Here is a 22603-nt window from a genome sequence, read left to right on the forward strand (position 1 = left end):
TCGGGGATCACTATGACTAAGCGCCAGTTTAGCGGGCGGAGGCCTATTGCATTCGCCATAGCCGTTGCCGCCGGTTCGGTTGTACCTTCTTTGGCCAACGCTGCTGTTGTCGAGGAAATCATTGTTACCGCCCAGAAGCGCGAACAGAATGCGCTCGAAGTGCCGGTGACGGTGGACACCTTTTCTACTGCCGATATGGATAACACCAACGCGCTGAAACTCAGCGATATGGCCGCTTATGTTCCGGGGTTTGAAGTGGGTTCGGGAATCACCCAGTCCGCGCTCAGTATCCGCGGGGTGAGCAGTTCCAATATCAGTGCCGGCGGCGATCCGTCGGTGGCGGTGTTTTACGACGATGCCTATGTGCCGGCGCCGGCCACCTCCATGTCGTTTGCCGACATGCAGCGGGTAGAAGTTCTCAAAGGTCCGCAGGGAACACTGTTTGGGCGTAACGCCGCTGCTGGTACCGTCAATCTGGTACCGAATCAGCCGCAGGCCGACTTCGATGCTTTTGTCTCCGCACGCGCTGGAAACTTTGGTCTCGCTCAGGTGGAGGGCATGATCAACGCGCCGGTGACGGATAATGTCTTTCTGCGCGGAAACCTGATGAGCTATCAGCGCGATGGCTTCGTTGAGAATGTCACGCCGGGTAGTGCCGACGCCGGTGCTGAAGACATCCTGACTGGTCGCCTGTCGGCGCTCTGGCAAATCAGCGCAAACACATCCGCACAGCTCTCATATGATTGGGACGAGGTGGATAACGCCGCGCGCCAGGCAATCGGCGTGAGTGAATACGCCTACAGTACAGATCCTTTCGATTACCGGGTGGAGAACGATGTGGTCAACGGCGGTGAAACCCGCTCCATGTCCACCGTCAATGCCAAGCTAAAACACACCTTCAATGACAACTGGAGCCTGAAGTGGGTCTCCAGCTTCCGCCAGTGGGAAACCACCAACCGGGAAGAAGAGGATGGAACTGCGGATATCACCCGATATCTGGATACCAACAACATCTTTGATTCCGATATCGCCTATCACGAGTTGCAGGTGAATTTCAGCAGCGACCAGCTTAACGCGGTGATGGGAGCGAACTATTCCAAAGAGAATATCTACCAGCGCACTAATGTCACGGCTTCTGCAGCCTCGGTCACGCGCCTGGTCACTGGCGATATCGTCAACAACCAGGACCTGCGCGACCAGGTGGCCTATGGGGCGGCGCTTTCTGTGGGTGGAATGCCGGGAGACGGAGGTGCTGGGGATGCCGCGGCAGCCTACGCTCTGGCAGCGCTGGATTCCGTCGAGCACTTGTGGGATGAGGGCGACTGGAACACGTTCACCTCCGTTATCGGCGTTGGACCGCTACCCCAGGCCGACGCCTACTATGACGCGATCGGTGCGCAACTGGGCACCGGCATGCTGTTCGGCCCTGAACAGTTTTCTGGCCAATACTGGACTGAGGCGGTGGAAAATACCGGCGACTTTACCAACTACGGCCTCTACGTCGATGTGGACTACGCGTTGACCGATAAGATCAATGTGCTCGCCGGCCTGCGCTACAGCACCGATGAGAAAACCTTCACCTGGGAAACCCCCGGTACAAACTTCCGCGACCAGCGCGATGGGGTAGAGGAAGTTATTTTCTCCGCAGCGGACGCCTACAACGTGGGCGAAGGGGTTCTGCGGGCCTCGGACGACTGGAGTGCAACCACGGGCCGCCTGGTCGGTCAGTATATGTTTAGCGATAGCGCCATGGCGTTCCTCTCTTACTCTACAGGCTATAAGTCCGGCGGCTTCGACTCGCTCAACCTGTTGACGGCGGAAAACCCAATCGAGCCAGAGGAGGTCGAAAACATCGAGCTTGGCCTCAAGGGTACCCTGATGGATACGCTTCAGGTGCAGCTTAGCTACTTCGATATGAGCGTCGACAATCGCCAGCGCAGTGTCGAGAGCAAGCCGCCGGAGTCGGCCAACGCCCTGCCGCGGGTCATCAATGGCGACCAGCAGTTTAATGGTGTGGAAGTAACGCTGGACTGGCTGGCGACAGAAACCCTCGGCTTCGGTTTTGTGACTACGGTGCGAGATGCGGATTCCCAGTGGGAGGATTACTACGACGCTCGGGGGGAGCTCCAGTCCGAGCGCCAGAAGTCCTCCGTGAATACCGCCTACACAGCGACCATGGATTGGGCGCCGGTAATCCCCGTGGGTGAGCTGAACGTTCACCTGGACTATATCTACGCCGAAAACAGTGACGCGCTGGAGCCAGGTTACCTGGAGAGTTTCAGCGCGATCGATGGTGTGGGCGAAGACGACAAGCGTTTGAATGGGCGTATTGTGTGGATGAGTGGCGGTGGTCAGTACGAACTGGCGCTGTGGGGGCGGAATCTGCTGGATAACGAGCGGGCCAATATCCCCAGTGGACGTACTCTGGCGGTGTTTGGCACCCCTTATACCTCGGTTGCTGAGCCTCGCTCTTACGGCGCGGAAGTGCGTTACAACTTCTGACCCACTGGGGTCAGGGCGATTGCCGTTCCGGTGGTTTGGACGGTGCCGGCTCTTCCGGGGGGAGTTCCCGGGGAGGCCGGCGCGCCTCCAGGTACCGCTTGATATAGGGTTTGTGGGTGTAGATCACGTCGTCCGGCAGCCGGTGCAGATCGAAAAAGCGGTAGCCGTAGATTTCCCCGTCGCGGATTGACACCTGCTTCTCCATGAGGCGCCCGCGAATGGCGATATTGATGATCCCCGAGCGCGGTACCTTGTTGACTTCCAGCACCTCGAAGTCATCAATTTTGATGTCCAGCTCCTCGCTTAGCTCGCGGCGCGCCGACTCCTCAAAGGATTCGTTGCGCTCCACCCAGCCCCCTGGCAACGCCCACTTGTCCTGGTAGGAGTGACGCACCAGCAGCAGCTGATTGTTGCGCTCCACGAAGTACACCATACCCACCACAAACTTGTCAGTGAGGGCATAGGAAATGTTCCAGCGGATTTTCGGCGGCAGTTTGCGGTACAGCTCATACTTGAGGCCCGGGAAGGCCACAAACGCCAAGGCTGCCAGCATGCCGAGTGCCAGCAACAGGAGAATGGCTTTTTTCAAAAATGATCGCATGGGCCCGGAACTGCTTTCACTGCACACTTGGGATTACGTAAAGTGTATCCGAGGCACGGCGCGGCTTTCGAGTACTCTTTCGCTTTGACAGGGTTATCCGTCACTGATTTTGCACTAATTGCCCCGCCAACAGTCATACTCAGGGTCAGACACGGACAATAATCAACAGTTTCACAAGGACGCTTCATGCCGCCAGTATTTGCCTCTCTTCGCCCCCGCTGTCTATTGCCGCTATTGCGTGCGCTGTCTTCCGCGTTCGCTATATGGATGCTGGCGTCACATGGGGTACAGGCAAGCGCGCTCACCTCTGAGCAGCTGGAGGCAGTCGTTATCGATGCGATCCAGCCTGTGGTGGAGAGGCACCAGGTACCGGGGATGGCGCTGGCGCTAACCATTAATGGTGAGCCCTTCTTTTTCAATCTGGGTGAGACTGCCCTGGAAGGTGGTGAGCCCGTCACCGAGCACACGCTGTTTGAAATCGGCTCGGTGAGCAAGACCTTTACCGCAACCCTGGCCGCCTACGCCGAGGCCAAGGGTGCACTGGATTTTAGCCGGCCGGTGAGCGCATACCTGCCGGCGCTGCGCGGCAGTGCTATGGACTCAGTCTCGGTTTTGAACCTCGCCACCCATACCGCCGGGCACTTTCCGCTGCAGGTGCCGGCGGAGGTGGATAACGAGGACGCGCTACTGGAGTACTTCCGCAACTGGGATCCTGGATACACCCCCGGCAGCAAGCGTACCTACGCCAACCCTGGCAGCGGCCTGCTCGGTGTGGTGGCCGCGCGCAGCCTGAATCAGCCTTTCGACAAGGCGATGCAGGAGTCGGTATTTCGTGGGCTTGGTCTGTCGCACACCTTTCTCAAGGTGCCCGATGACCAGATGCGCAGTTACGCAGAGGGACACAACAGCAGGCATCAGCCGGTACGCGTGAACATTGGTCTGTTGGGAGAGGAGGCCTATGGTGTTCGTTCCACGGCCGCCGATCTTACCCGCTACCTGGCCGCACAGATGGAGCTGGTCAAGGTGGCCCCGGATATCAACCAGGCACTGCAGGCAACACGGAGGGGCTTTTTCCGCACGGACTATTATGTGCAGGACATGGTGTGGGAGCAGTACTCGCTGCCTTTGAAAAAGGACACTCTGCTCGCGGGCAACTCGCGCAAAATGATTCGTGAGGATCACCCGGTTACCGCAATTGCCCCTGCGCTTAGGCCACAACGCAACGTACTGATCAACAAAACCGGCTCCACCGGCGGCTTCTCTACTTATGTGGCGTTTATTCCGGAAAAGCAATTTGGCTTTGTACTGCTGGCGAACAAGTATTTTCCAGGCGATGAGCGCGTTGCCATGCTGTACAAAATTCTGGAGGCCGTATTGCCGGAAGTCACCGTCGCAACAGGTGCTGTGCAGTCAGATTCCGCCAGTTAGGGCACAGGTGCTTACGCTGCCTGGTTTTCGGCCTGGGCCTGCTGCAATATGGGGATGGTGAGTTTCGTTTAGGGGGGGAGCATGCTGCCGACTATTGGCACGCTGCGTGCATCTGGTAGATACATTGGCACCGCGAATGGCGCGGATGATGTAAGTGATACCAGGGAAAAGTTGTATGCAAGAAGTAGCCGCACAGATTATGCCGCGCGTTGATCGCCAGTTTGTTGGCAAAGTGCAATCCGAGGTGCACGCGAGTACAGGTGTGCGCTTGGTCAGTTGTGAATTCGATACGGCCAGTTACCAGCCGGCGTTGTTCGCGGAGCTGGGCATTGTCATGCCCGAATCCATCGCGCGTTCGGTGCCCAAGCGGCAGGCGGAGTTTCTCGCCGGGCGCTACGCCGCGGCGCTGGCACTTCAGCACCTTGCGCCGGTGCGGAACCAGGATCTGCAGGTGGGAATCGGCGACAAGCGCAACCCGCTGTGGCCGAAAGGCGTGGTTGGCTCCATCTCCCATGTGGGCAGTGTGGCGGTGTGTGCGGTGAGCCGCGCTGCCGACAAAGACTACCTGGGAATTGATGTGGAAGTGGTGATGTCCGCCCGGGTTTGTCGTGAAGTGGCAAGAATCGTCTCCACCCGGCAGGAGCGGGAACTGCTTTGCGCAGAGGGCCTGTCGGAGAAGATGGCGCTTACCCTGATTTTTTCTGCCAAGGAAAGCCTGTTCAAGGCGCTGTACCCGTCGGTGCAGGATTATTTTGGCTTCGAAGTTGCCGAGGTCTGCGCGCTGCGACTGGGGGAGCAGTCGCTCGTATTGCGACTCACCGAGCGCTTTGCAGAAAAGCATAAGTTACCGCGGGAATACGAATGCCAGTTCACCATGGGTGAACACTGGATTCAGTCGGTAACCTGCGGAAAGTTTCCGCGGCGCGCGAAGCTGAAAGCAATCGGCTGAGGTATTTCCCGGCCCTTAGTTTCTTAATTTTCCCCAATTTTCTCATTACATCACGGCCATCCGCTAAGGTTGGTCGTGGCGCTGTGCAACTTGTTGCATATCCGATATCGGGCGGCTAAGGTGGTTCAATAGCCACATAATAAAAAGAGCAAAAGCTCGAGGCCGCCTATGTCTACGTCAGAATCTTCCGTCTCTCCCAAGCGTTCTGCACCGCAACCGAGCCGTTTACGTATTGGCCGCCGCTACCGTGCGGGGCGGCTCGATGGCCCCTACGACGCCATCGTCATTGGCTCCGGTATCGGTGGCCTCACTACGGCTGCGGTATTGAGTGCCGCCGGCAGGAAAGTACTGGTGCTCGAGCAGCACTATACCGCTGGTGGCTACACCCATGCCTACGATCGCAACGGCTACGAGTGGGATGTGGGAGTGCACTACATCGGTGATGTGGGCGGCCATCCGACTATGACCCGCAAACTGTTCGATTTCATTTCCGGCGGTCAGTTGCAATGGGCGCCCATGGATCGCGCTTACGACCGCATCTGTCTTGGTGACGAGCAGTACGACCTGGTGGCGGGGCGCGACGCGTTTGTGGATGAACTCGCTCGGCGCTTTCCTGGTCAGAAAGCCGTGATCGAAATGTATCTTGAGCGGGTAATGGGCGTCGCCAAGGCGATGCCGGTCATCACTCTGGAGAAACTGTTTCCCCGCTGGTGCGGACCGCTGTTCCGGCTGTACAAAAAACTGCGCTGGCCGGACTATCTCCACAAGACCACCTATCAGGTACTGCGCGAGCTCACGGACAACGAGGAGCTGATTGCGGTACTCACCGGCCAGTGGGGCGACAACGGCATGACGCCCAAAACCGGCAGTTTCATCATTCACGCCCTGATCGCCAAACACTATCTGTACGGTGGCTATTACCCGGTGGGCGGCTCCAGCAGGATGGCGGAGACCATCATCCCCCAGATCCAGAAATCCGGTGGCGAGGTGTTCACCTATGCGCGGGTGGAAACCCTGTTACTGGAAGGTTCGCGGGTGACGGGCGTGCGCATGGTCGACGGTACTGAAATTACCGCGCCGGCAGTCATTTCCAACGCCGGCGTTTTCAATACCTTTGAGAAGCTCCTGCCGCAAAGTGCGGCGAGTGCGGCCGGTTATCAGCGTGACCTGGAGGCGGTGAACCCGTCCATGAGTCACCTCTGCCTGTATATCGGCCTGAACAAGACGGCCGGCGAGCTGGGTTTGCCGAAAACCAATTACTGGCTGTATCCCAGTGCGGATTATCAGGCGGATACCGACGCTTTCCTGCAGGACCAGAATGCAGAGATCCCGCTGGTATATATCTCTTTCCCCTCTGCCAAGGACCCGGATTTTGCACGCCGTTACCCCGGCCGTGCCACCATCGAGATAGTCGCGCCGGCAAAATACGAGTGGTTCGAGCAGTGGCAGCGGGAGACCTGGGGCAAGCGCGGCGAGGAATACGAGGTGCTCAAGCAGCGATTTAGCGAGCGCCTACTGGAGCATTTGTACAAACACTTCCCCCAGTTGCGGGGCCAGGTCGACTACTGCGAACTTTCCACGCCTCTCTCCACCCGGCACTTTTGTGAATACCCGCGAGGGGAGATCTACGGTCTCGACCACGATCCCGACCGCTTCGCCCAGTCTTGGCTGCGCCCCAAGACCCGTATATCTGGCCTCTATCTCACCGGGCAGGACATCATGAGCTGCGGCGTGGCCGGTGCCATGTTTGCCGGGCTGGTGACGGCACAGAGCCTGCTGGGATGGCGCAAGGGTGGGGCGCTGATAAGACGGATTTTTGCTGGAAATTCGGTAGAACGTGCTGGGAGAAAGGCCGGGAAGCCGCTGTCTGAGAATAGCGGTGATCGTCTTCGCGCCCCTTGAAGTCGGGGTGTTGTGTGCAGCGTGACCGGGCGTCCGGCAGGTTTCGTGATCAAGCGGTTGAACAGTGATATGAACCGGAAGCCACAAACAAGGAATGATGCGACTCAACGGCGCAGCGGCAACGCGCTAGTTGTACGATTGACCAATAATTAACCATTGTATAGGGTGCGGCATTCGTTTCCCTGTGGTCCCGTATCTCATTCTTGTTCGAGGCAATCAACATGGTTTCCAGCATCGGCGCTGGCAATAACACTCTCGGGGATGCGCCCCCGAAGGCCGCTGCGGTCAACAAAAAGGCCGAGAAGCGCGAAATTGCCAAGGCCAAGATCCTCAATGCCACCCTGAATCTCATTGCCGACAAGGGGCTCGCGTCCCTGTCTCACCGATCCATCGCCAGTGCGGCCGGCGTCCAGCTGGCAATGACCACCTATTATTTCGGGACCATCGACAACATTCTGGTCGCCGCTTTCCGTGAATTCTACAAATCCATGGAGCCGATCAATGCGGAGCTGGTTTCCGAGGGGGATGCGCTTTTGGCCCGGTCTCAGGGGCCTGATGGCGCACTGACGGATCGCGATCAATATATTCAGGGAGTGGCGGAGATCTTCGGCAGTATGATTGACGCCGGGCCGGGCTCCCGCTTGCGTCAAATCAGGATCGAGAGTCAGTTTTTGTTCGAGCAACATGCATCGGAAGCGCTCGCCGAGGAAATCCAGTCCTACAACGACTGGCTGGCCGATATCGCATTGCGTTTTATCCAGCCAATCGGTGGGAACAATCCGTCGCTGGATGCACAGCTATTCCTGTGGACGGTGCAGTGCCTCGAATTCTCCAGTGTGAGTAGCTTTTCCATGAAGGGGGCCTCCAGCCGGGACGCGCTGCTGCGCCTGCTGCGCGGCTTCTGTGTCTGAAGCCATGCCCCGTGATTGTGATGACGACTAGCCTTTACACCAGAAGTTGGAGGTAATGGCCACCGGCCTCTCCCGGGCATTCAATGGTCTCCGTGACAAGCGGGGGCCATATGAAAGACTTTACCTTTTCCACCACCAGAACCATCGTCTGTGAAGCCGGTGCCGCCGGACAGCTGGCGGGCTACAGCCGCGCGGCGGGTGCCAGCCGGGTATTGCTGGTAACCGATAGCGGCATCCTCAATGCGGGCCTTCTCGACAGTGTGCTGCCGGGGTTTGATTGCACGGGTTTGCGTCTGGGCATCTTTGACCGGGTAGAAGCAGACCCTAAAAGTGCCACCGTGGAGGCTGCAGTGCACGCCGCTCGCGCCCTGGGTGCGGAGATGGTGATCGGCTTCGGTGGTGGCAGCTCCATGGATGTTGCCAAGCTGGTGGCGGTACTGGCACATCCAGATTGCCGCCAATCCCTGGAAGAGCTGTACGGTATCGACAATGTGCGCGGACCGCGCCTGTCCCTGTTGCAGGTGCCCACCACCGCTGGCACTGGCTCCGAAGCGACCCCCATAGCCATTGTCACCACCGGCGAAACCACCAAGGCGGGGATCGTCTCCCCGCACCTGCAACCGGACACGGCCCTGCTGGATGCAAAGCTCACCCTTGGCCTGCCCAGCAAAGTGACGGCTGCTACCGGTATCGACGCTATGGTGCACGCTATTGAGGCCTACACCTCCGCGCATAAAAAGAACCCGGTATCGGACATGCTCGCCCGCGAAGCCTTGCGGCTGCTCTCTGCGAATATTGTCAGTGCCACACACCGCGGATCGGACCTGCAGGCGCGCAGCAGCATGCTGCTGGGCGCCCTTTACGCCGGCCAGGCATTTGCCAACGCGCCGGTTGCCGCTGTGCACGCGCTCGCTTACCCGCTCGGGGGGCACTTCCATATCCCTCATGGCCTCAGCAACTCGCTGGTATTGCCTCATGTGCTGCGGTTCAATGCCATCGTGGCCGCGCCGCTGTATGCAGAACTGGCAGAATGTATGATGGGTGGAGATTGTCTCAGTGGCAGCGAAGTATCCAAAACGGACACACTGATCTGCTGGCTGGAAAACCTGATTGCCGAGCTTGGACTCCCAAATCGCCTGCGGGACTGTGGCGTCACCGAAGGTATCCTTCCGCACCTGGCGGCCGACGCCATGCAACAGCAACGCCTTCTGGTGAATAACCCCCGCGAGGTCACCGAGCAGGATGTGCTGGCGATCTACCGCGCCGCATTCTGATCCGTTTTAGGCGGTTTGAAAGTAGTAAAAATTGAGGGGAAACCGATGTCAGAGCCGAAGCTGGACCCACATTTTGAACGTGCGGATTACCGCGTGTTCTACCCCATTACTACCCGCTGGCACGACAACGACATCTATGGGCACGTCAACAACGTCACCTACTACAGCTACTTCGATAGCGCAGTAAACCGGTACCTTATCGAAGAGGGCGGCTTGGATATCCACAGCGGAGAAGTCGTCGCCTATGTTGTGAACTCCAGTTGCGACTACCGCGCACCTCTTGCCTATCCGCAACAGCTGGAAGCGGGTATTCGGGTGGAAAAACTCGGCAATAGCTCCGTCGTTTACCGTGTAGGTATTTTCGCCGGCGGAGAGCAGCTGGCTTCGGCGAGTGGTCGATTTACACATGTGTTTGTTGGGCGGGCAGAGAGTCGCTCTGTGTCGATTCCAGAAACTGTCAGACAGGCACTGTCAAAAATTGGCTAGAATGCGGCACTTCCACTGCTGATCACCTGGATGTCGCCATGCACCGCCCGAGTAGCAAGCCCAGTTCCCAGCCTGAAATTCTGTTTGTCTCCCACGGCGGCGGACCGCTGCCTTTGCTGGGGGATCCGGCGCATTCCGAAATGATTGCGTGCCTGGAGAAATTGGCCAAACGCCTGCGTCGGCCCTCCGCTATTCTCGTCATCAGTGCCCACTGGGAAGAAAGTCGACCGAAGCTCACCGCAGGCAAGGCGCCTTCGCTCATCTACGACTACTACGGATTTCCCGAAGCCTCCTACAGTATTCAGTATCCCTGTCCCGGCCAGCCCGATCTGGCGCGGCAAGTAAATGCAGTTTTGCAGCAGTCGGGGATTGAATCCGCGATGGATGAGGCGCGCGGTTATGATCATGGCCTGTTTGTGCCATTGAAGCTGCTGTTTCCCTCTGCAGATATACCCTGTGTACAACTTTCCCTCGACAGTAGCCTGAGTGCGAAGCAGCACCTTGCAATGGGCAAGGCGCTCAGGGGACTGGAATGGGAAAACCTGCTGGTGATTGGCTCCGGGTTTTCGTTTCACAACATGCGAGCATTTTTTGCAGCCGAAACCGATGAGGGGCGGGAGCTAAACCTCGGGTTTGAGCAGTGGTTGCACGAAACTTGCACCAGTGTCGAACTCGATGAAAATTCGCGGGCATTGCGCCTCGTTAATTGGGAGCAAGCACCTGGCGCGCGGTACTCTCACCCCCGGGAGGAGCACCTTTTACCTTTACATGTATGTTATGGCCTGGCGCAGGCGCCCTGCACAGAGTCCTATATGCTGAGTATCCTCAACAAACGCGCCAGTATGTACCTTTGGTGATCAATAGTTTTGCGCCCCTATAATCCTCCCACCGATCCCTACCTGGACGTTGTCTACAGCGACGCCCACCTGCTGGTGCTAGACAAGCCCAGTGGCCTGCTGACCGTGCCGGGCCGCGACCCGGCACACAGAGACAGCCTGGCGAGCCGGGCACAGAAGGAATACCCGGATGCGCTGATCGTGCATCGGCTGGATATGGATACCTCTGGCCTGGTGGTGATGGCGCGGGGAAAAGAAGTGCATCGCGCCTTGAGCACCATGTTTCAGAATCGTCAGGTGGAAAAAAGTTATCTGGCGCGGGTTTGGGGAGAACCAGAGGGCGACGAGGGTGAGGTGGATCTGCCATTGATCTGCGACTGGCCGAATCGTCCCAAGCAGAAGGTGTGCTTTGAATCCGGCAAGCCGTCACTGACCCGTTGGCAGAAGCTCGACAGCGACGGTAAAACTAGCCTGCTGAAACTGATCCCGGTGACCGGCCGCTCGCACCAGTTGCGGGTTCATATGCAGGCGTTGGATCACCCGATTTTGGGTGATCCGTTTTACGCACACGAAGAAGCCCTCGCTGCTGCGCTTCGGTTGCTGCTGCATGCGCAGGAGCTGGGATTTGTGCACCCTGTAACGGGAAAAGCGATGAAGTTTTTGTGTAATCCTGGAGCGGATTTCCTGGTTTAGCGGAGTGGTTAGCAGGCAGGTGGGTTCTATCCTCTGCGTTTGCTGACAAAAAAATGGGCGGCCATTGGCCGCCCATTTTTTATTGCGTAAAGAGGCGGTTTATTTCTTGCCCTTCATTGCCGCTGCCAGCAGGTCGCCCATGCTGCCACGGCCGCCGTTGCCGCCGCCCTGCTGTTGCTGGCGGCTGCGATTGTTGTGGCGTTGGGCCTGACGGCTTTCGCGGTGGTCGCCTTTCTTGACGCCGCCACTGCCCTGTTCACCGGGCTCGTCCGACATGCGCATGGACAGGCCGATACGCTTGCGCGCCACGTCTACTTCCATCACTTTTACTTTCACGATGTCGTTCGCTTTCACCACTTCATGCGGGTCTTTCACGAACTTCTCGGACAGCGCAGAGATGTGGACCAGGCCGTCCTGGTGCACGCCGATATCCACAAACGCACCGAAGTTGGTGACGTTGGTGACGGTGCCTTCCAGCACCATGCCCGGGCGCAGATCCTTGATTTGTTCCACGCCGTCTTCGAACTTGGCGGTGCGGAATTCCGGGCGCGGGTCGCGGCCGGGTTTTTCCAGCTCACTGATGATGTCCTTGACTGTGGGCAGACCGAATTTTTCATCGGTGTAGTCCATCGGGTTCAGCTTGCGCAGGAAGCCAGAGTCGCCGATCAGGCTGTTAATCTCGCGGCCGCTCTTCTCCGCAATACGCTTCACCACGATGTAGGACTCCGGGTGTACACCGGATTTATCCAGCGGGTTTTCGCCGTTATTAATGCGCAGGAAGCCCGCGGCCTGTTCGAACGCCTTGGGCCCGAGGCGTGGCACTTCTTTCAGTTGGTCGCGGTTTTTGAAGGCGCCGTTCATGTCGCGGTAGGTCACGATATTGTTGGCGATGGAGGCACTCAGGCCAGACACCCGAGACAGCAGTGGTGCGGAGGCGGAGTTCAGTTCGGCGCCAACGCCGTTTACACAGTCTTCCACTACCGCGTCGAGGGAGCGCGCCAGCTGTGACTGGGAGACGTCGTGCTGATACTGGCCCACACCGATGGACTTGGGCTCGATCTTCACCAGTTCCGCCAGCGGGTCCTGCAGGCGGCGTGCAATGGAGATGGCGCCACGGATAGTCACATCCAGGTTCGGGAATTCCTTGGCAGCGAATTCAGAAGCCGAGTACACGGAGGCACCGGCCTCGTTCACTATCACTTTCTGTGCGGTGAGTTTGAACTGCTTGATGGTCTCGCCGACAAACTTGTCGGTCTCGCGGCTGGCGGTACCATTGCCGATGGCGATCAAGCCCACGTCGTACTTCTTGCACAGGGTGGCGATGACCGCAGCGGACTCCGCCAGTTTGTTCTGCGGCGGATTCGGGTAGATGGCGGTGTGGTCCAGCACCTTGCCAGTGGCGTCCACTACGGCCACTTTAACCCCGGTGCGCAGACCCGGGTCCAGGCCGATGGTGGCCTTCTGGCCGGCAGGGGCGGCCAGCAGCAGGTCTTTCAGGTTGCGGGAGAATACCTTGATGGCTTCCTCTTCCGCCTTTTCGCGCAGCTGGCCCAGCAGGTCGGTTTCCAGGCTGGTGAGCAGCTTGATACGCCAGGTCCAGCGCACCACTTCACCCAGCCATTTGTCGGCGGGGCGACCCTGGTCTTCGATCTCCACGTGGCGGGCGATCATTGCCTCACAGGGGTGGGCCTGTGTCGGCGCGCGCTCTTCGTCGCCATCGAGCCCGAGGTTGATGGCGAGGATGCCTTCGTTGCGGCCGCGGAAAATGGCCAGCGCGCGGTGGCTGGGTACCTTGGCCCAGTCCTCGGCATATTCAAAGTAGTCGCGGAACTTGGCGCCTTCCTCTTCTTTGCCGTCCAGCAGCTTGGACTTCACCTGGCCGTCACGGCTCAGGAAGTCACGCAGTTTACCCAGCAGCTCGGCGTCTTCGGCAAAGCGCTCCATCAGAATGAACTTGGCACCGTCCAGCGCGCCCTTGATGTCTTTGACGTGCAGGGCCGCATCTTCGTTGTCGGTGTTGAGGTACTTCTGTGCTTCCTCTTCCGGATTCAGGGTCGGGTCGGCGTAGAGGGCGTCCGCGAGGGGTTCCAGTCCGGCTTCGATGGCGATCTGGCCTTTGGTGCGGCGCTTCGGCTTGTAGGGGAGGTAGAGGTCTTCGAGGCGGTTCTTGGTATCGGCGGCATTGATTTGCTGTGCCAGCTCGGGGGTCAGCTTGCCCTGCTCGTCGATGCTTTTAAGGATGGCGGCGCGTCGTTCCTCCATTTCGCGCAGGTAGCGCAGACGCTCTTCCAGGGTGCGCAGCTGGGTGTCGTCCAGCTCGCCGGTCACCTCTTTCCGGTAACGGGAGATGAAGGGCACCGTGGCGCCCTCGTCCAGCAGGCCTACGGCGGCAGCCACTTGCTGTGGGCGCACGTTTAGTTCTTCGGCAATACGGGCGTTGATATCCAACATCTTGTTATCTACTTCCTCGGAAAGTCATCGGTATTTCATCAGTTCGACGGTGGCGCCGGGTCAGGTCATAAAAATGGGCGCGCTAATGGCCGGCGCTGGCGATAGTGCAGCAAACTTGCCTGTCCAATCACCGCAGCCGATCACAAAAATGGGCGGCCATTATGGGCTATGCGGCGCCGGCGACCAAGATTGACAGCGGCCCCTTTTTGTCACGTTAAGTGCAGGCGCGAAATCCCGCACAGGCGCCGTTTGCGGCCAAGCGCAATTTGACGCGACGGTCTGCATCTCAGGACAGTTCCAATGACGTCGAAGCCCTGTAAAATGCGCAACTAGTTAAATTTTGACCAATGGATGCATCTGTGAACCCTTCGAACAAACGCTCTAGCAAAAATAAAGTTTTGGGTATCGTGGCGCTGGTGGGCGTGGCAGCGGTAGCCGCTGTTGTATTGATGGCCCCCAAGCCTGAGGAAAAAGTTGCAGAGGCGGCACTGCCGCCGGTGGCCGATATTCTCTATGCGGAACCCGGCCGTCACACGCTGCTGGTACCCAGCCAGGGCTCGGTACACGCCCGCCACGAAATTGAAGTGGTGGCCCGCGTGGGCGGTGTTATCGAGAGCGTGAGCGATGCGTTCGTGCCCGGTGGATTCTTTCAGAAAAGCGATTCCCTGCTGCAGATTGAGCCTGCGGACTATCGCTACCAGCTGACGCGCGCCCAGTCACAGGTGGCCAACGCCGCCGCAACCCTGGCACAGGAAGAGGGGCGCGCCAAACAGGCCAAGCGCGAGTGGCGCGACCTGGGCAGTGAGACCGCCAATGCCCTGTTCCTGCGCAAGCCGCAGCTTGCCGCCGCCAGCGCTGCGCTGGATGCCGCGAAAGCAGACCGCGACCAGGCCAAGCTGGATCTGGAGCGTACCGCGGTGAAAGCCCCGTTTGCCGGCCGTGTAGTGGAGACGCTGGTGGACATCGGTCAGTACGTCACCGCCGGCACCAAACTGGCCCGTATTCACAGCGTGGGGGTGGCGGAAGTGCGCCTGCCGCTGACCGATCATCAGTTATCGCTGCTGGAGCTGCCCCTGGGGCGCGCCATCGAGAATGGCCCGGCCGTGCGCCTGAGTGCCAACCTTGCCGGCCAGTCCCGTGAGTGGCGCGGCCAGATCGTGCGCACCGAGGCGGCGATCGATCCAAATAGTCGCTTCGTCTACGCCGTGGCCCAGGTGCAGAACCCCTACCAGGGCGATGCGCCGCTGATCAACGGTCTGTTCGTGGAAGCGCAGATCGCCGGTAAAACCTATGACGACATCACCCTGCTGCCGCGCCAGGCGCTGCACGAGGGTGATCATATTCTGGTGTTGAACGAAGAGAACCAGCTTGGCTTCCGCGATGTGGAGCTGTTGCAGGCGGTTGGCGAGGAGGTGTGGTTGCGTGGCGATATCGCTACCGGTGACAAGGTTGTGATTTCCAGCCTGGGATATTCCCGTGAAGGTATGGTGCTGAGTCCGAACCCGCTGAACGAGCAGCCGTCAGGGTTGTTCCTGGGCGAGAAAACACAAGAGAAAGAGACCGAAGCTGAAGCCTCAGGCGGCAGCAGCGCGTCCGCACAGGGAGCCTACTGATCATGCAGGGCATTATCGGATGGTTCGTCCGCAACAGTAAGGCTGCCAACCTGCTGATGATCATGATCATCATTGGCGGCATCTTTGGTATTTCCCATGTGGGGCGCGAAGTCTTCCCGGCGATCAACCCGGGCGTGGTACGCGTCAATATCAGTTTCCCCGGTGCCGGTCCTGCCGAGGTGGAGCAGCAGGTCACCCAGCGGGTGGAGCAAGCCATCTCCGAGGTGAAGGGCATCAAGGAGGTGAACTCCTGGTCCTCTCGCAGCAACAGTACTGTGCGTATCCAGGCCGTGGATGGCTACGATGAGCTGCGCCTGCTGAATGACATCAAGGTGCAGGTGGATTCCATCAACACCTTTCCGGTAGATATCGAGCGCCCGGTGATTGCGCTGGAGGAGTGGGAGCAGCAGATGATGATGATCGCCATCGGCGGTCCCGTCTCCCAGCGCCAGCTCAAGCAAACCGCCCTCGACCTGCGCGACAAGTTAATGCTGATTCCCGGTGTGCGCCGTGTGGATGTGTGGGGCGATCGCGACGACGAGGTTTCCATCGAAGTTTCCGAGGTAAACCTACGCCGCTACAACCTGTCCTTTGACGATGTGGCCAACGCGGTGCGCCGATCCTCGCTGGATCTTCCGGCTGGGCGTGTGCGCTCCGATCGCGGCGATATTCAGGTGCAAACCCGCGGTCAGGCGTATACCGCCGACGACTTCGCGCGCATCCCCGTGATCAGTCGTGCCGACGGTACCCAGTTGTTACTGCGGGATGTGGCTAGCATCAACGATGGCTTCGAGGAAGAAGGCTCCATCATCCGCTTCAATGGCAAGCCGGCGATGAACCTGCGGGTGATGCAGGGCGAGCCGCTGGATGTGGTGGCTACCGCCGAGGGCATTCGCGAATTCATGAAGGAGGCCCGCGAAACTCTGCCGCCGGGCATGCAGTTCGAAACCTGGTTCGACTTCTCAGAAGCGTATGAAAGCCGCATGAGCATGCTGTTCTGGAATGCGGTAACCGGTCTCGCGTTGGTGTTTGTGCTGCTGATGCTGTTCCTGCGCCCGGCGCTGGCGGTGTGGGTAACCGTGGGTATCTTTACTGCATTTATGGGGGCCTTCTGGCTGCTGCCGGTGACTGGCGTCACCCTGAATATGCTGTCGCTGTTTGCTTTCCTGATGATTCTGGGGATCGTGGTCGACGATGCCATCATTGTCGGCGAGGCGGTGCACGCCGCCCACGATCGCGGTGAAACGGGACTGGAGGCGGCGGAAGCGGGTGTAAAGACTGTATCCGCGCCGGTGATTTTCGCTGTGGTGTCCACCATGGTGTTCTTCGTGCCCATGCTGTTCCTGCCCGGCTACACCTCACAGATGATGATGGCATTGCCGGTGGTGGTACTGCTGTGCCTGGCCTTCTCCCTCATCGAGTCACTGTTGATCCTGCCGGCGCACCTGGTGAACCTGAAGCCCGAGAAGCAGGCAACGTCCGGAATTGGCCGCAAGTTGCAGGATGTGCGCGGCAAATTTGCCGGTGGTATGAAAGCCGCTGGCGACAAGTACTACTTGCCGCTGCTGGAGAAATCCCTCGGTAACAGCCGCGCCACGGTAATGATCTTTTTCATGGCACTGGTCCTGTCGATTGCCCTTTTTGCCAAGGGCTATATCGGTAAGGCATTTTCGCCGGAGGTGCCGTCGGATCTTTTGGAGCTGCGCACCACCATGGCCCAGGGTGAGTCCTTTGAGGAAGCCAAGCGGGTGCTGGAGCAGTTTGAGCGCGCAGGTATGCAGCTCGCCAAGGATCCGGACATGCTGGCGGCCAATGGCGGTAAGGAGTTTGTGCAGAACACCATGGTGTTCCTGTGGCGCGGTAACGTGACCGTTCTGCTGCAACTGACCGATGGCGAGGAGCGTGATGTGACCTCCGAGCAGCTGGCATTGAAGTGGCGGGATTATGTCGGCAAGCTGCCGGCCAGTGTTGAAGAAATGAATATCCAGCACACCATCAATGATGGCGGTAAGGGTATGTCTCTCAACCTGAGCACCGCCTCCGGCAACATGGAAGAGTTGCGTCGCGCGGCAGATGAGGTGAAGAAGGGACTCAACAAGTTTGCCGGTGTGTACGACGTGCGCGACAACCTGATCGCCGCGCGCCAAGATATTGAAATCCAGCTGAAGCCCCATGCCACCAACATGGGGATTGGCCTCGCGGATGTGGCCAAGCAGGTGCGCCAGGGGTTCTACGGTGAAGAAGTCCAGCGTATTCCCCGCGGGCGTGAAGACGTGCGGGTGATGGTGCGTTATCCCCAGGAGGAACGCGCCAGCGAAGAGCAGATCGACCGTATCCGCATCCGTACCAATGAGGGAGAGATTCCCTTCAGTGCGGTGGCCGACGCGGTGTATGTGCCCGGCTATACCACCATCCGCCGCAGCGACCGTGAGCGCACGGTGCAGATCACCGCGGAGCTGATCCCGGGTACGTCGCCGGCGCACGAGATCCTGAAACAGTTGCGGGATGAAAACCTGAAAAAGTGGGAGAGTCAGTTCCCCGGTTTCAGCCTGAAGACCGCTGGTGAAATGCAGGAAGAGGAAGAGTTTGGGTCGGCCATTCTGGCGTTCTTTATCCTGTCGCTGTTTGCCATTTACGCACTGCTGGCGATTGCGTTCCGCTCTTACTCGCAGCCGTTGCTGATTCTGACGGCGGTGCCCTTCGGGTTCCTGGGGGCAATCCTGGGTCACCTTTTGATGGGGTATGACATCAGCATTATGTCGATGCTGGGTTTCCTGGCGGCTGCAGGCGTGGTAGTGAACGATAACCTGGTACTGATGGACCGTATCAATCAGTTGCGCGCGGAGGGGCTGGCAGTGATGGATGCGGTGGTGCAGGCGGGGCGCGACCGTTTCCGGCCGATTATCCTGACTTCGATCACCACGTTTATCGGTCTTCTGCCAATCATGTTCGAGCGCTCGATCCAGGCGCAGTTCCTGATACCGATGGTTGTGAGTCTGGCGTTCGGCGTACTTTGTGCCACCTTCGTGACCTTGCTGTTGGTGCCGAATCTGTACAAGGTGATCGAGACGCTGCGGTTTAAAGTAAAAGGCGACAAGTCCGCGGAGGAGTTGCCTGTCAGCTTGGAGAAAGCTTGACTGAGTGCGTCACCGGGTTTTATTGGGCCCGGTGGCGCTTTTTAACGGGGCTTTGCTGCGCGTTCTTTGCTGCGTCCCTACAACTTCGTTCCCGCCTGTATTACCCTTCACGCAACGTTTTCCTTGGTTAGGAAGTTCCTTTGCGCATTCCCCGAATTTTTTCTAGCGATCCCCTGGCGGGTAAAAGCGAAGCCCTGCTGGATGAAGCCGCGTCCCGTCATCTGGTCAAAGTGCTGCGCCTTGGCCCAGGCCGCCCACTGGTCCTGTTTGATGGCGAGGGTGGTGAATACGAGGCGGAACTGCTGGAGGCGGGTAAAAAGGCGCGGGTGAAAATCGGCAACTACTCGGCAGAAGACCGGCAGTCACCGCTGGCCATCACCCTGGCCATCGGCATCTCCCGCGGCGATCGCTTTGACTGGGTGATTCAGAAGGCCACCGAGCTGGGGGTGACCGATATCCAGCCGCTGTTTACCGAACGCTGCGAAGTTAAACTCACCGGCGATCGCCTGCAGAAAAAGTTGGGCCAATGGCAACAGATTGCCATCAGCGCCTGTGAACAAAGCGCGCGCAACCGGGTGCCCGCAATTTTGCCGCCGCTCAAGTTTCCGCAATTACTGGATGCGTCGAAGCAGAGCAATGCGCTCAAGCTGGTATTGCACCACCGCACCGATGCCACCCTGGACGAGCTGGAACAGCAGTCGGGTCGGCCGGGTAGCGCGCTATTATTGGTTGGGCCCGAAGGCGGGTTGTCGGCGGAGGAGATCGAGTTGGCACTACAGCAGGGGTTCCACCCACTGCGTCTCGGCCCAAGAGTACTGCGTACAGAGACTGCACCGGTAGCGGCGCTATCGGTACTCCAATTCCAATGGGGCGATATCTAACAGGGAAACATCTATGAAAGCATTAGTCTGGTTGATTGGCATCGCGATAACCGCAATGTCTGTGCTGGTTATTCTGAAACCACAAATCGCCCGGGATATCGGCGAGCGGATGAACCCGCAGATGTATTATTTTGGCTGTTGGGCGCGCATCGTGATCGGTATTGTGTTCCTGCTAATCTCGGATACCCGCAGCTGGGGTACCTTGTTCAATGTGCTGGGTATTCTGTTGGTGATCATTGGTGCCTATGCGCTACAGGCAGGTTTTGAACGTACCCGTGAACTGGTGCTGGGCATAGTGCACGGCAATGAAAACTTGGTGCGCATCGCCGGTGGCGCCGGTGTGCTGATCGGAATCCTGCTGATCTCCGCTACCTGACCGAATAAGGAAGTTTGATGGACAACCCGTTTGCGCAAACGCGTTTGGTGATTTTCGATTGCGATGGCGTGCTGGTGGATAGCGAAACCATTGTCTGCCGGGTAGTGGCAGAGGAAATGACCAAGCTGGGCATGCCTGCGACTGTAGAAGAACTGGACGAACAGTTCAGCGGACGTCCTACCCAGGACTGTATTTTAGATATAGAGACTCGCTACGGCGGGCCGTTGCCGCAATCCTATTTCAATGTCACAGAGCGACGTATCCGCGAAGCCTTCCATACCGAACTGGAGGCGGTAGCCGGTATTCACGAAGTGCTGGAAAAACTGCAGTCCACCGACTTGCAGACCTGTGTGGCCTCCTCCGGCCCGCACGCGAAAATGCAGATCACCCTGAACAAGACCGGCCTGTGGGAATATTTTGACGGGCGCATATACAGTGCCGACGATGTGGGCCGCGGAAAACCCTGGCCCGACCTGTTTCTACACAGCGCGGCCCAGTTTGATATCGCACCGGAGCGTTGTCTGGTGGTCGAGGATTCCATTGCCGGGGTAAAGGCTGCGGTGAGCGCGGGGATGCCGGTGATCGGCTACAGTCAAAACGGCGCGCGCGCGCGTCAGCTGGAAGCCGAGGGAGCACGGGTCATCAACGATATGCAGTTGCTGTTGGACTATTTTTGACGTTTGAATCTGATAGTTAGGGAGAGACTTGGAGTGAGCCGGATAAAACGAACACTGATCGCCTTTGTCTGCCTGTTTGCAGCGATTGCCTGTTATGTTTTCGGCATCCCCGTAGGCGGGGTTGTTTTTCTTGTATTGGGGGTGGTGCTCGAAGGTATTTTCTGGTTTCAGCTGTTCCGCCGCAGGCGGGACAGCTGAAATTCGATGATTCAATTCACCTGATCACTGGGTCAGGCGGATATCCACCGAGGCGCTGCGTCGGGTATCCTTGTCATCCACGAAGGTACGGGTGTAACGCACCTGATTGACGCCACTGGCGATCAGTTCATTGACCAGTCCAGGCGGCAACTCAACGGTTTCCTTCAGGGTACTCTTTCCTTCCGCCACTAATGGGCGAGCCACTTCGTAAACCACCCTGTCACCCACCAGAAACTGGCCGCTCTCCGATACGGCATTGATACTCCCAATATCACCGTTCAGGTTCCACGCCAGCATCATTTGTCTGGACTTGCCGCTCACTGTTTGTGAAGGTGGGGAGGCTTCTACCTGCGCCAGCCGGCCGCTCGCATCCAGGTCAAACAGAATATGATTGGAAAGACTGCCGGCAGCTCCGGCGAATACACGGCGATAGCCGACTCGACGCACACCTTTGGCGTGCCAGCTGCGTGCCTGCTCCGGCGAGATTTGCACCACCTCAGTGACTTCCCCGCGGTCGCCACTGAACTCAAGAATCTGGTCGACTACCGCCAGCTCTTTATTGTTATCCAGATTGACGAAGACTCCTCGGGGCGAAGCGGCACCACCTTTGCTCGCTACGCGCCAGGTCACGGTTTCCCGGTAGCCCTCGTTTGCATTAAGCCAGCCGTCACCCGGATCTACGGTGACGATTTGCTGGGCATTGACCGAGGAGCCCATCACTGCCGCAATCACGATTGCGATAGCACCGAGTATCGTCAGTATTAATTGTTTGTTCATCGCGGCCTCCCGGGGAGTGCAGGTATTCGTACAGGGTAGGGTCTCTCCGATCATCTCAGAAATTGCGCGTCACGACTATTGCCGCACGTTCGGCCCACGAGATCCGTACATGAACCGTTTCTTTCAGCATTACGGATTGCCAATCAGCGATTCTAAAATACTGCGGACGTTTATACCTAAACTCGAAACGACGGTTCGCTTGTCGTTGCTTGAGTCACTGGTTTTTAGGCAACTTTCTTAAGCACCCAAGAGGAGCTGGCCCCATGCCTGCACCCCTTTTCGCTATCCATCGTAATCGTTCGCGCTCATTGCTTGTCTTGATACCGGCGCTGCTGCTCACAGGGTGCCCGGACCCTACCAAGAAATACACCCTTGATCCGCGGGATCTTGTCACTGGTGGGCTGGGAGAGCGAACTGCGCGTGAGGCCGCGCCTTTTGGTGACGACATGGTGCGTTACCTGATGGGGCAGGCACGGGAACAAGGCGATACTTTCGTACTGAATGTAGATTTCGAGCCCGGCGGCTTCGCGCCCAAGATGGATACCCTCACCGATATCGAAGCCCTGCTGGTCATTATGCGGGACTTTCCGGCATTGAAAATCGTCGTGGAGGGGCATACGGATAATGCCGGCGACCCTAAGAAAAACCGTAAACTGTCACAGTGGCGCGCCAACTGGGTGAAGCAGTTTTTGCTGGAGCGCGGTATTGCCGAGGCGAGAGTGGAAGCCGCCGGTCTCGGTGATTCCGACCCGATCGCGGATAATGAAACCCAGCGCGGCCGGGAAAAAAATCGCCGGTTAGTCGTGCGTGTTGTGGACTTCGATGGCAAGCCGCTTAAGGTTCAGCTAAATCGCGAAAAGAAAGCGCGACCCGCAAACCCCTGACCTATCCAACGCGGAGCACTTGCCCAC

19 protein-coding genes are annotated in these 22603 nt (G+C 58.4%); 16 read left to right on the forward strand and 3 right to left on the reverse strand.

Annotation, left to right across the window (positions count from 1 at the left end):
* Window positions 1-12 precede the first annotated feature (12 nt).
* A complete protein-coding gene (locus tag LC059_RS10060) occupies window positions 13-2502 on the forward strand; it encodes a TonB-dependent receptor (protein ID WP_226703719.1) in 2490 nt (829 codons plus the stop codon).
* A 10-nt stretch (window positions 2503-2512) separates the two neighbouring features.
* Here LC059_RS10060 and LC059_RS10065 read toward each other — a convergent pair whose 3' ends face one another.
* The gene (locus tag LC059_RS10065; protein ID WP_226703720.1) at window positions 2513-3103 is read right to left on the reverse strand and encodes an NUDIX hydrolase; all 591 of its coding nucleotides are present in this window, start codon (window positions 3101-3103) and stop codon (window positions 2513-2515) included.
* Window positions 3104-3289: 186 nt separating this feature from the next.
* Between LC059_RS10065 and ampC the strand changes: the two genes are divergently transcribed.
* The 8 genes from ampC to LC059_RS10105 all read left to right on the forward strand — a co-directional run bounded on the left by ampC (window position 3290) and on the right by LC059_RS10105 (window position 11582).
* Window positions 3290-4531 carry a class C beta-lactamase gene (gene ampC, locus LC059_RS10070; RefSeq protein ID WP_226703721.1) on the forward strand — a complete coding sequence of 414 codons (1242 nt, stop codon included), beginning with the start codon at window positions 3290-3292 and terminating at the stop codon, window positions 4529-4531.
* A 175-nt stretch (window positions 4532-4706) separates the two neighbouring features.
* On the forward strand, window positions 4707-5480 hold the full coding sequence (locus tag LC059_RS10075) for a 4'-phosphopantetheinyl transferase family protein (protein WP_226703722.1): 774 nt from the start codon (window positions 4707-4709) through the stop codon (window positions 5478-5480).
* Between the two features lie 168 nt (window positions 5481-5648).
* On the forward strand, window positions 5649-7382 hold the full coding sequence (locus tag LC059_RS10080; RefSeq protein WP_226703723.1) for a phytoene desaturase family protein: 1734 nt from the start codon (window positions 5649-5651) through the stop codon (window positions 7380-7382).
* A gap of 221 nt (window positions 7383-7603) precedes the next feature.
* Window positions 7604-8293, forward strand: coding sequence for a TetR/AcrR family transcriptional regulator (locus LC059_RS10085; RefSeq protein ID WP_226703724.1), 690 nt, complete (start codon window positions 7604-7606; stop codon window positions 8291-8293).
* Between the two features lie 110 nt (window positions 8294-8403).
* Window positions 8404-9567: an iron-containing alcohol dehydrogenase gene (locus LC059_RS10090; RefSeq protein WP_226703725.1), complete on the forward strand. Its 1164-nt coding sequence runs from the start codon at window positions 8404-8406 to the stop codon at window positions 9565-9567.
* 45 nt (window positions 9568-9612) lie between these two features.
* Window positions 9613-10053, forward strand: a complete 441-nt coding sequence (locus tag LC059_RS10095) for an acyl-CoA thioesterase (protein ID WP_226703726.1) — start codon at window positions 9613-9615, stop codon at window positions 10051-10053.
* 38 nt (window positions 10054-10091) lie between these two features.
* Window positions 10092-10910: a DODA-type extradiol aromatic ring-opening family dioxygenase gene (locus tag LC059_RS10100; RefSeq protein WP_226703727.1), complete on the forward strand. Its 819-nt coding sequence runs from the start codon at window positions 10092-10094 to the stop codon at window positions 10908-10910.
* 9 nt (window positions 10911-10919) lie between these two features.
* Window positions 10920-11582: an RluA family pseudouridine synthase gene (locus LC059_RS10105; RefSeq protein WP_264189474.1), complete on the forward strand. Its 663-nt coding sequence runs from the start codon at window positions 10920-10922 to the stop codon at window positions 11580-11582.
* A 99-nt stretch (window positions 11583-11681) separates the two neighbouring features.
* Here LC059_RS10105 and LC059_RS10110 read toward each other — a convergent pair whose 3' ends face one another.
* Window positions 11682-14033, reverse strand: coding sequence for a Tex family protein (locus LC059_RS10110; RefSeq protein ID WP_226703728.1), 2352 nt, complete (start codon window positions 14031-14033; stop codon window positions 11682-11684).
* A 359-nt stretch (window positions 14034-14392) separates the two neighbouring features.
* Between LC059_RS10110 and LC059_RS10115 the strand changes: the two genes are divergently transcribed.
* The 6 genes from LC059_RS10115 (at window position 14393) to LC059_RS10140 (ending at window position 20915) form a co-directional block, all read left to right on the forward strand.
* Complete coding sequence (locus LC059_RS10115) at window positions 14393-15646, forward strand: efflux RND transporter periplasmic adaptor subunit (protein ID WP_226703729.1); 1254 nt, start codon at window positions 14393-14395, stop codon at window positions 15644-15646.
* A gap of 2 nt (window positions 15647-15648) precedes the next feature.
* Entirely contained in the window at window positions 15649-18783 is a 3135-nt protein-coding gene (locus LC059_RS10120) for an efflux RND transporter permease subunit (RefSeq protein WP_226703730.1), read from the forward strand.
* A 140-nt stretch (window positions 18784-18923) separates the two neighbouring features.
* On the forward strand, window positions 18924-19664 hold the full coding sequence (locus tag LC059_RS10125; RefSeq protein WP_226703731.1) for a 16S rRNA (uracil(1498)-N(3))-methyltransferase: 741 nt from the start codon (window positions 18924-18926) through the stop codon (window positions 19662-19664).
* A 13-nt stretch (window positions 19665-19677) separates the two neighbouring features.
* Complete coding sequence (locus LC059_RS10130) at window positions 19678-20040, forward strand: hypothetical protein (protein WP_226703732.1); 363 nt, start codon at window positions 19678-19680, stop codon at window positions 20038-20040.
* Between the two features lie 17 nt (window positions 20041-20057).
* On the forward strand, window positions 20058-20717 hold the full coding sequence (locus LC059_RS10135) for an HAD family hydrolase (protein ID WP_226703733.1): 660 nt from the start codon (window positions 20058-20060) through the stop codon (window positions 20715-20717).
* Between the two features lie 33 nt (window positions 20718-20750).
* Window positions 20751-20915: a hypothetical protein gene (locus LC059_RS10140; protein ID WP_226703734.1), complete on the forward strand. Its 165-nt coding sequence runs from the start codon at window positions 20751-20753 to the stop codon at window positions 20913-20915.
* A gap of 24 nt (window positions 20916-20939) precedes the next feature.
* Here LC059_RS10140 and LC059_RS10145 read toward each other — a convergent pair whose 3' ends face one another.
* A complete protein-coding gene (locus LC059_RS10145) occupies window positions 20940-21692 on the reverse strand; it encodes a hypothetical protein (RefSeq protein WP_226703735.1) in 753 nt (250 codons plus the stop codon).
* Window positions 21693-21955: 263 nt separating this feature from the next.
* On the opposite strand from LC059_RS10145, the gene LC059_RS10150 reads away from it, so the two are divergent.
* The gene (locus tag LC059_RS10150) at window positions 21956-22576 is read left to right on the forward strand and encodes an OmpA family protein (RefSeq protein ID WP_226703736.1); all 621 of its coding nucleotides are present in this window, start codon (window positions 21956-21958) and stop codon (window positions 22574-22576) included.
* Window positions 22577-22603: the final 27 nt, after the last annotated feature.

Source organism: Microbulbifer elongatus, assembly GCF_020524885.1.
GTDB classification, from domain to species: domain Bacteria; phylum Pseudomonadota; class Gammaproteobacteria; order Pseudomonadales; family Cellvibrionaceae; genus Microbulbifer; species Microbulbifer elongatus_A.

Excerpts from the sequence above, each read along its gene's own strand:
- LC059_RS10075 (WP_226703722.1), top strand. The coding sequence starts at position 4,707 with ATGCAAGAAGTAGCCGCACAGATTATGCCGCGCGTTGATCGCCAGTTT.
- LC059_RS10080 (WP_226703723.1), top strand. The coding sequence starts at position 5,649 with ATGTCTACGTCAGAATCTTCCGTCTCTCCCAAGCGTTCTGCACCGCAA.
- LC059_RS10120 (WP_226703730.1), top strand. The coding sequence starts at position 15,649 with ATGCAGGGCATTATCGGATGGTTCGTCCGCAACAGTAAGGCTGCCAAC.
- LC059_RS10060 (WP_226703719.1), top strand. The coding sequence starts at position 13 with ATGACTAAGCGCCAGTTTAGCGGGCGGAGGCCTATTGCATTCGCCATA.
- LC059_RS10135 (WP_226703733.1), top strand. The coding sequence starts at position 20,058 with ATGGACAACCCGTTTGCGCAAACGCGTTTGGTGATTTTCGATTGCGAT.
- LC059_RS10100 (WP_226703727.1), top strand. The coding sequence starts at position 10,092 with ATGCACCGCCCGAGTAGCAAGCCCAGTTCCCAGCCTGAAATTCTGTTT.
- LC059_RS10150 (WP_226703736.1), top strand. The coding sequence starts at position 21,956 with ATGCCTGCACCCCTTTTCGCTATCCATCGTAATCGTTCGCGCTCATTG.
- LC059_RS10085 (WP_226703724.1), top strand. The coding sequence starts at position 7,604 with ATGGTTTCCAGCATCGGCGCTGGCAATAACACTCTCGGGGATGCGCCC.
- LC059_RS10130 (WP_226703732.1), top strand. The coding sequence starts at position 19,678 with ATGAAAGCATTAGTCTGGTTGATTGGCATCGCGATAACCGCAATGTCT.
- LC059_RS10145 (WP_226703735.1), bottom strand. The coding sequence starts at position 21,692 with ATGAACAAACAATTAATACTGACGATACTCGGTGCTATCGCAATCGTG.
- LC059_RS10065 (WP_226703720.1), bottom strand. The coding sequence starts at position 3,103 with ATGCGATCATTTTTGAAAAAAGCCATTCTCCTGTTGCTGGCACTCGGC.
- LC059_RS10110 (WP_226703728.1), bottom strand. The coding sequence starts at position 14,033 with ATGTTGGATATCAACGCCCGTATTGCCGAAGAACTAAACGTGCGCCCA.
- LC059_RS10095 (WP_226703726.1), top strand. The coding sequence starts at position 9,613 with ATGTCAGAGCCGAAGCTGGACCCACATTTTGAACGTGCGGATTACCGC.
- ampC (WP_226703721.1), top strand. The coding sequence starts at position 3,290 with ATGCCGCCAGTATTTGCCTCTCTTCGCCCCCGCTGTCTATTGCCGCTA.
- LC059_RS10090 (WP_226703725.1), top strand. The coding sequence starts at position 8,404 with ATGAAAGACTTTACCTTTTCCACCACCAGAACCATCGTCTGTGAAGCC.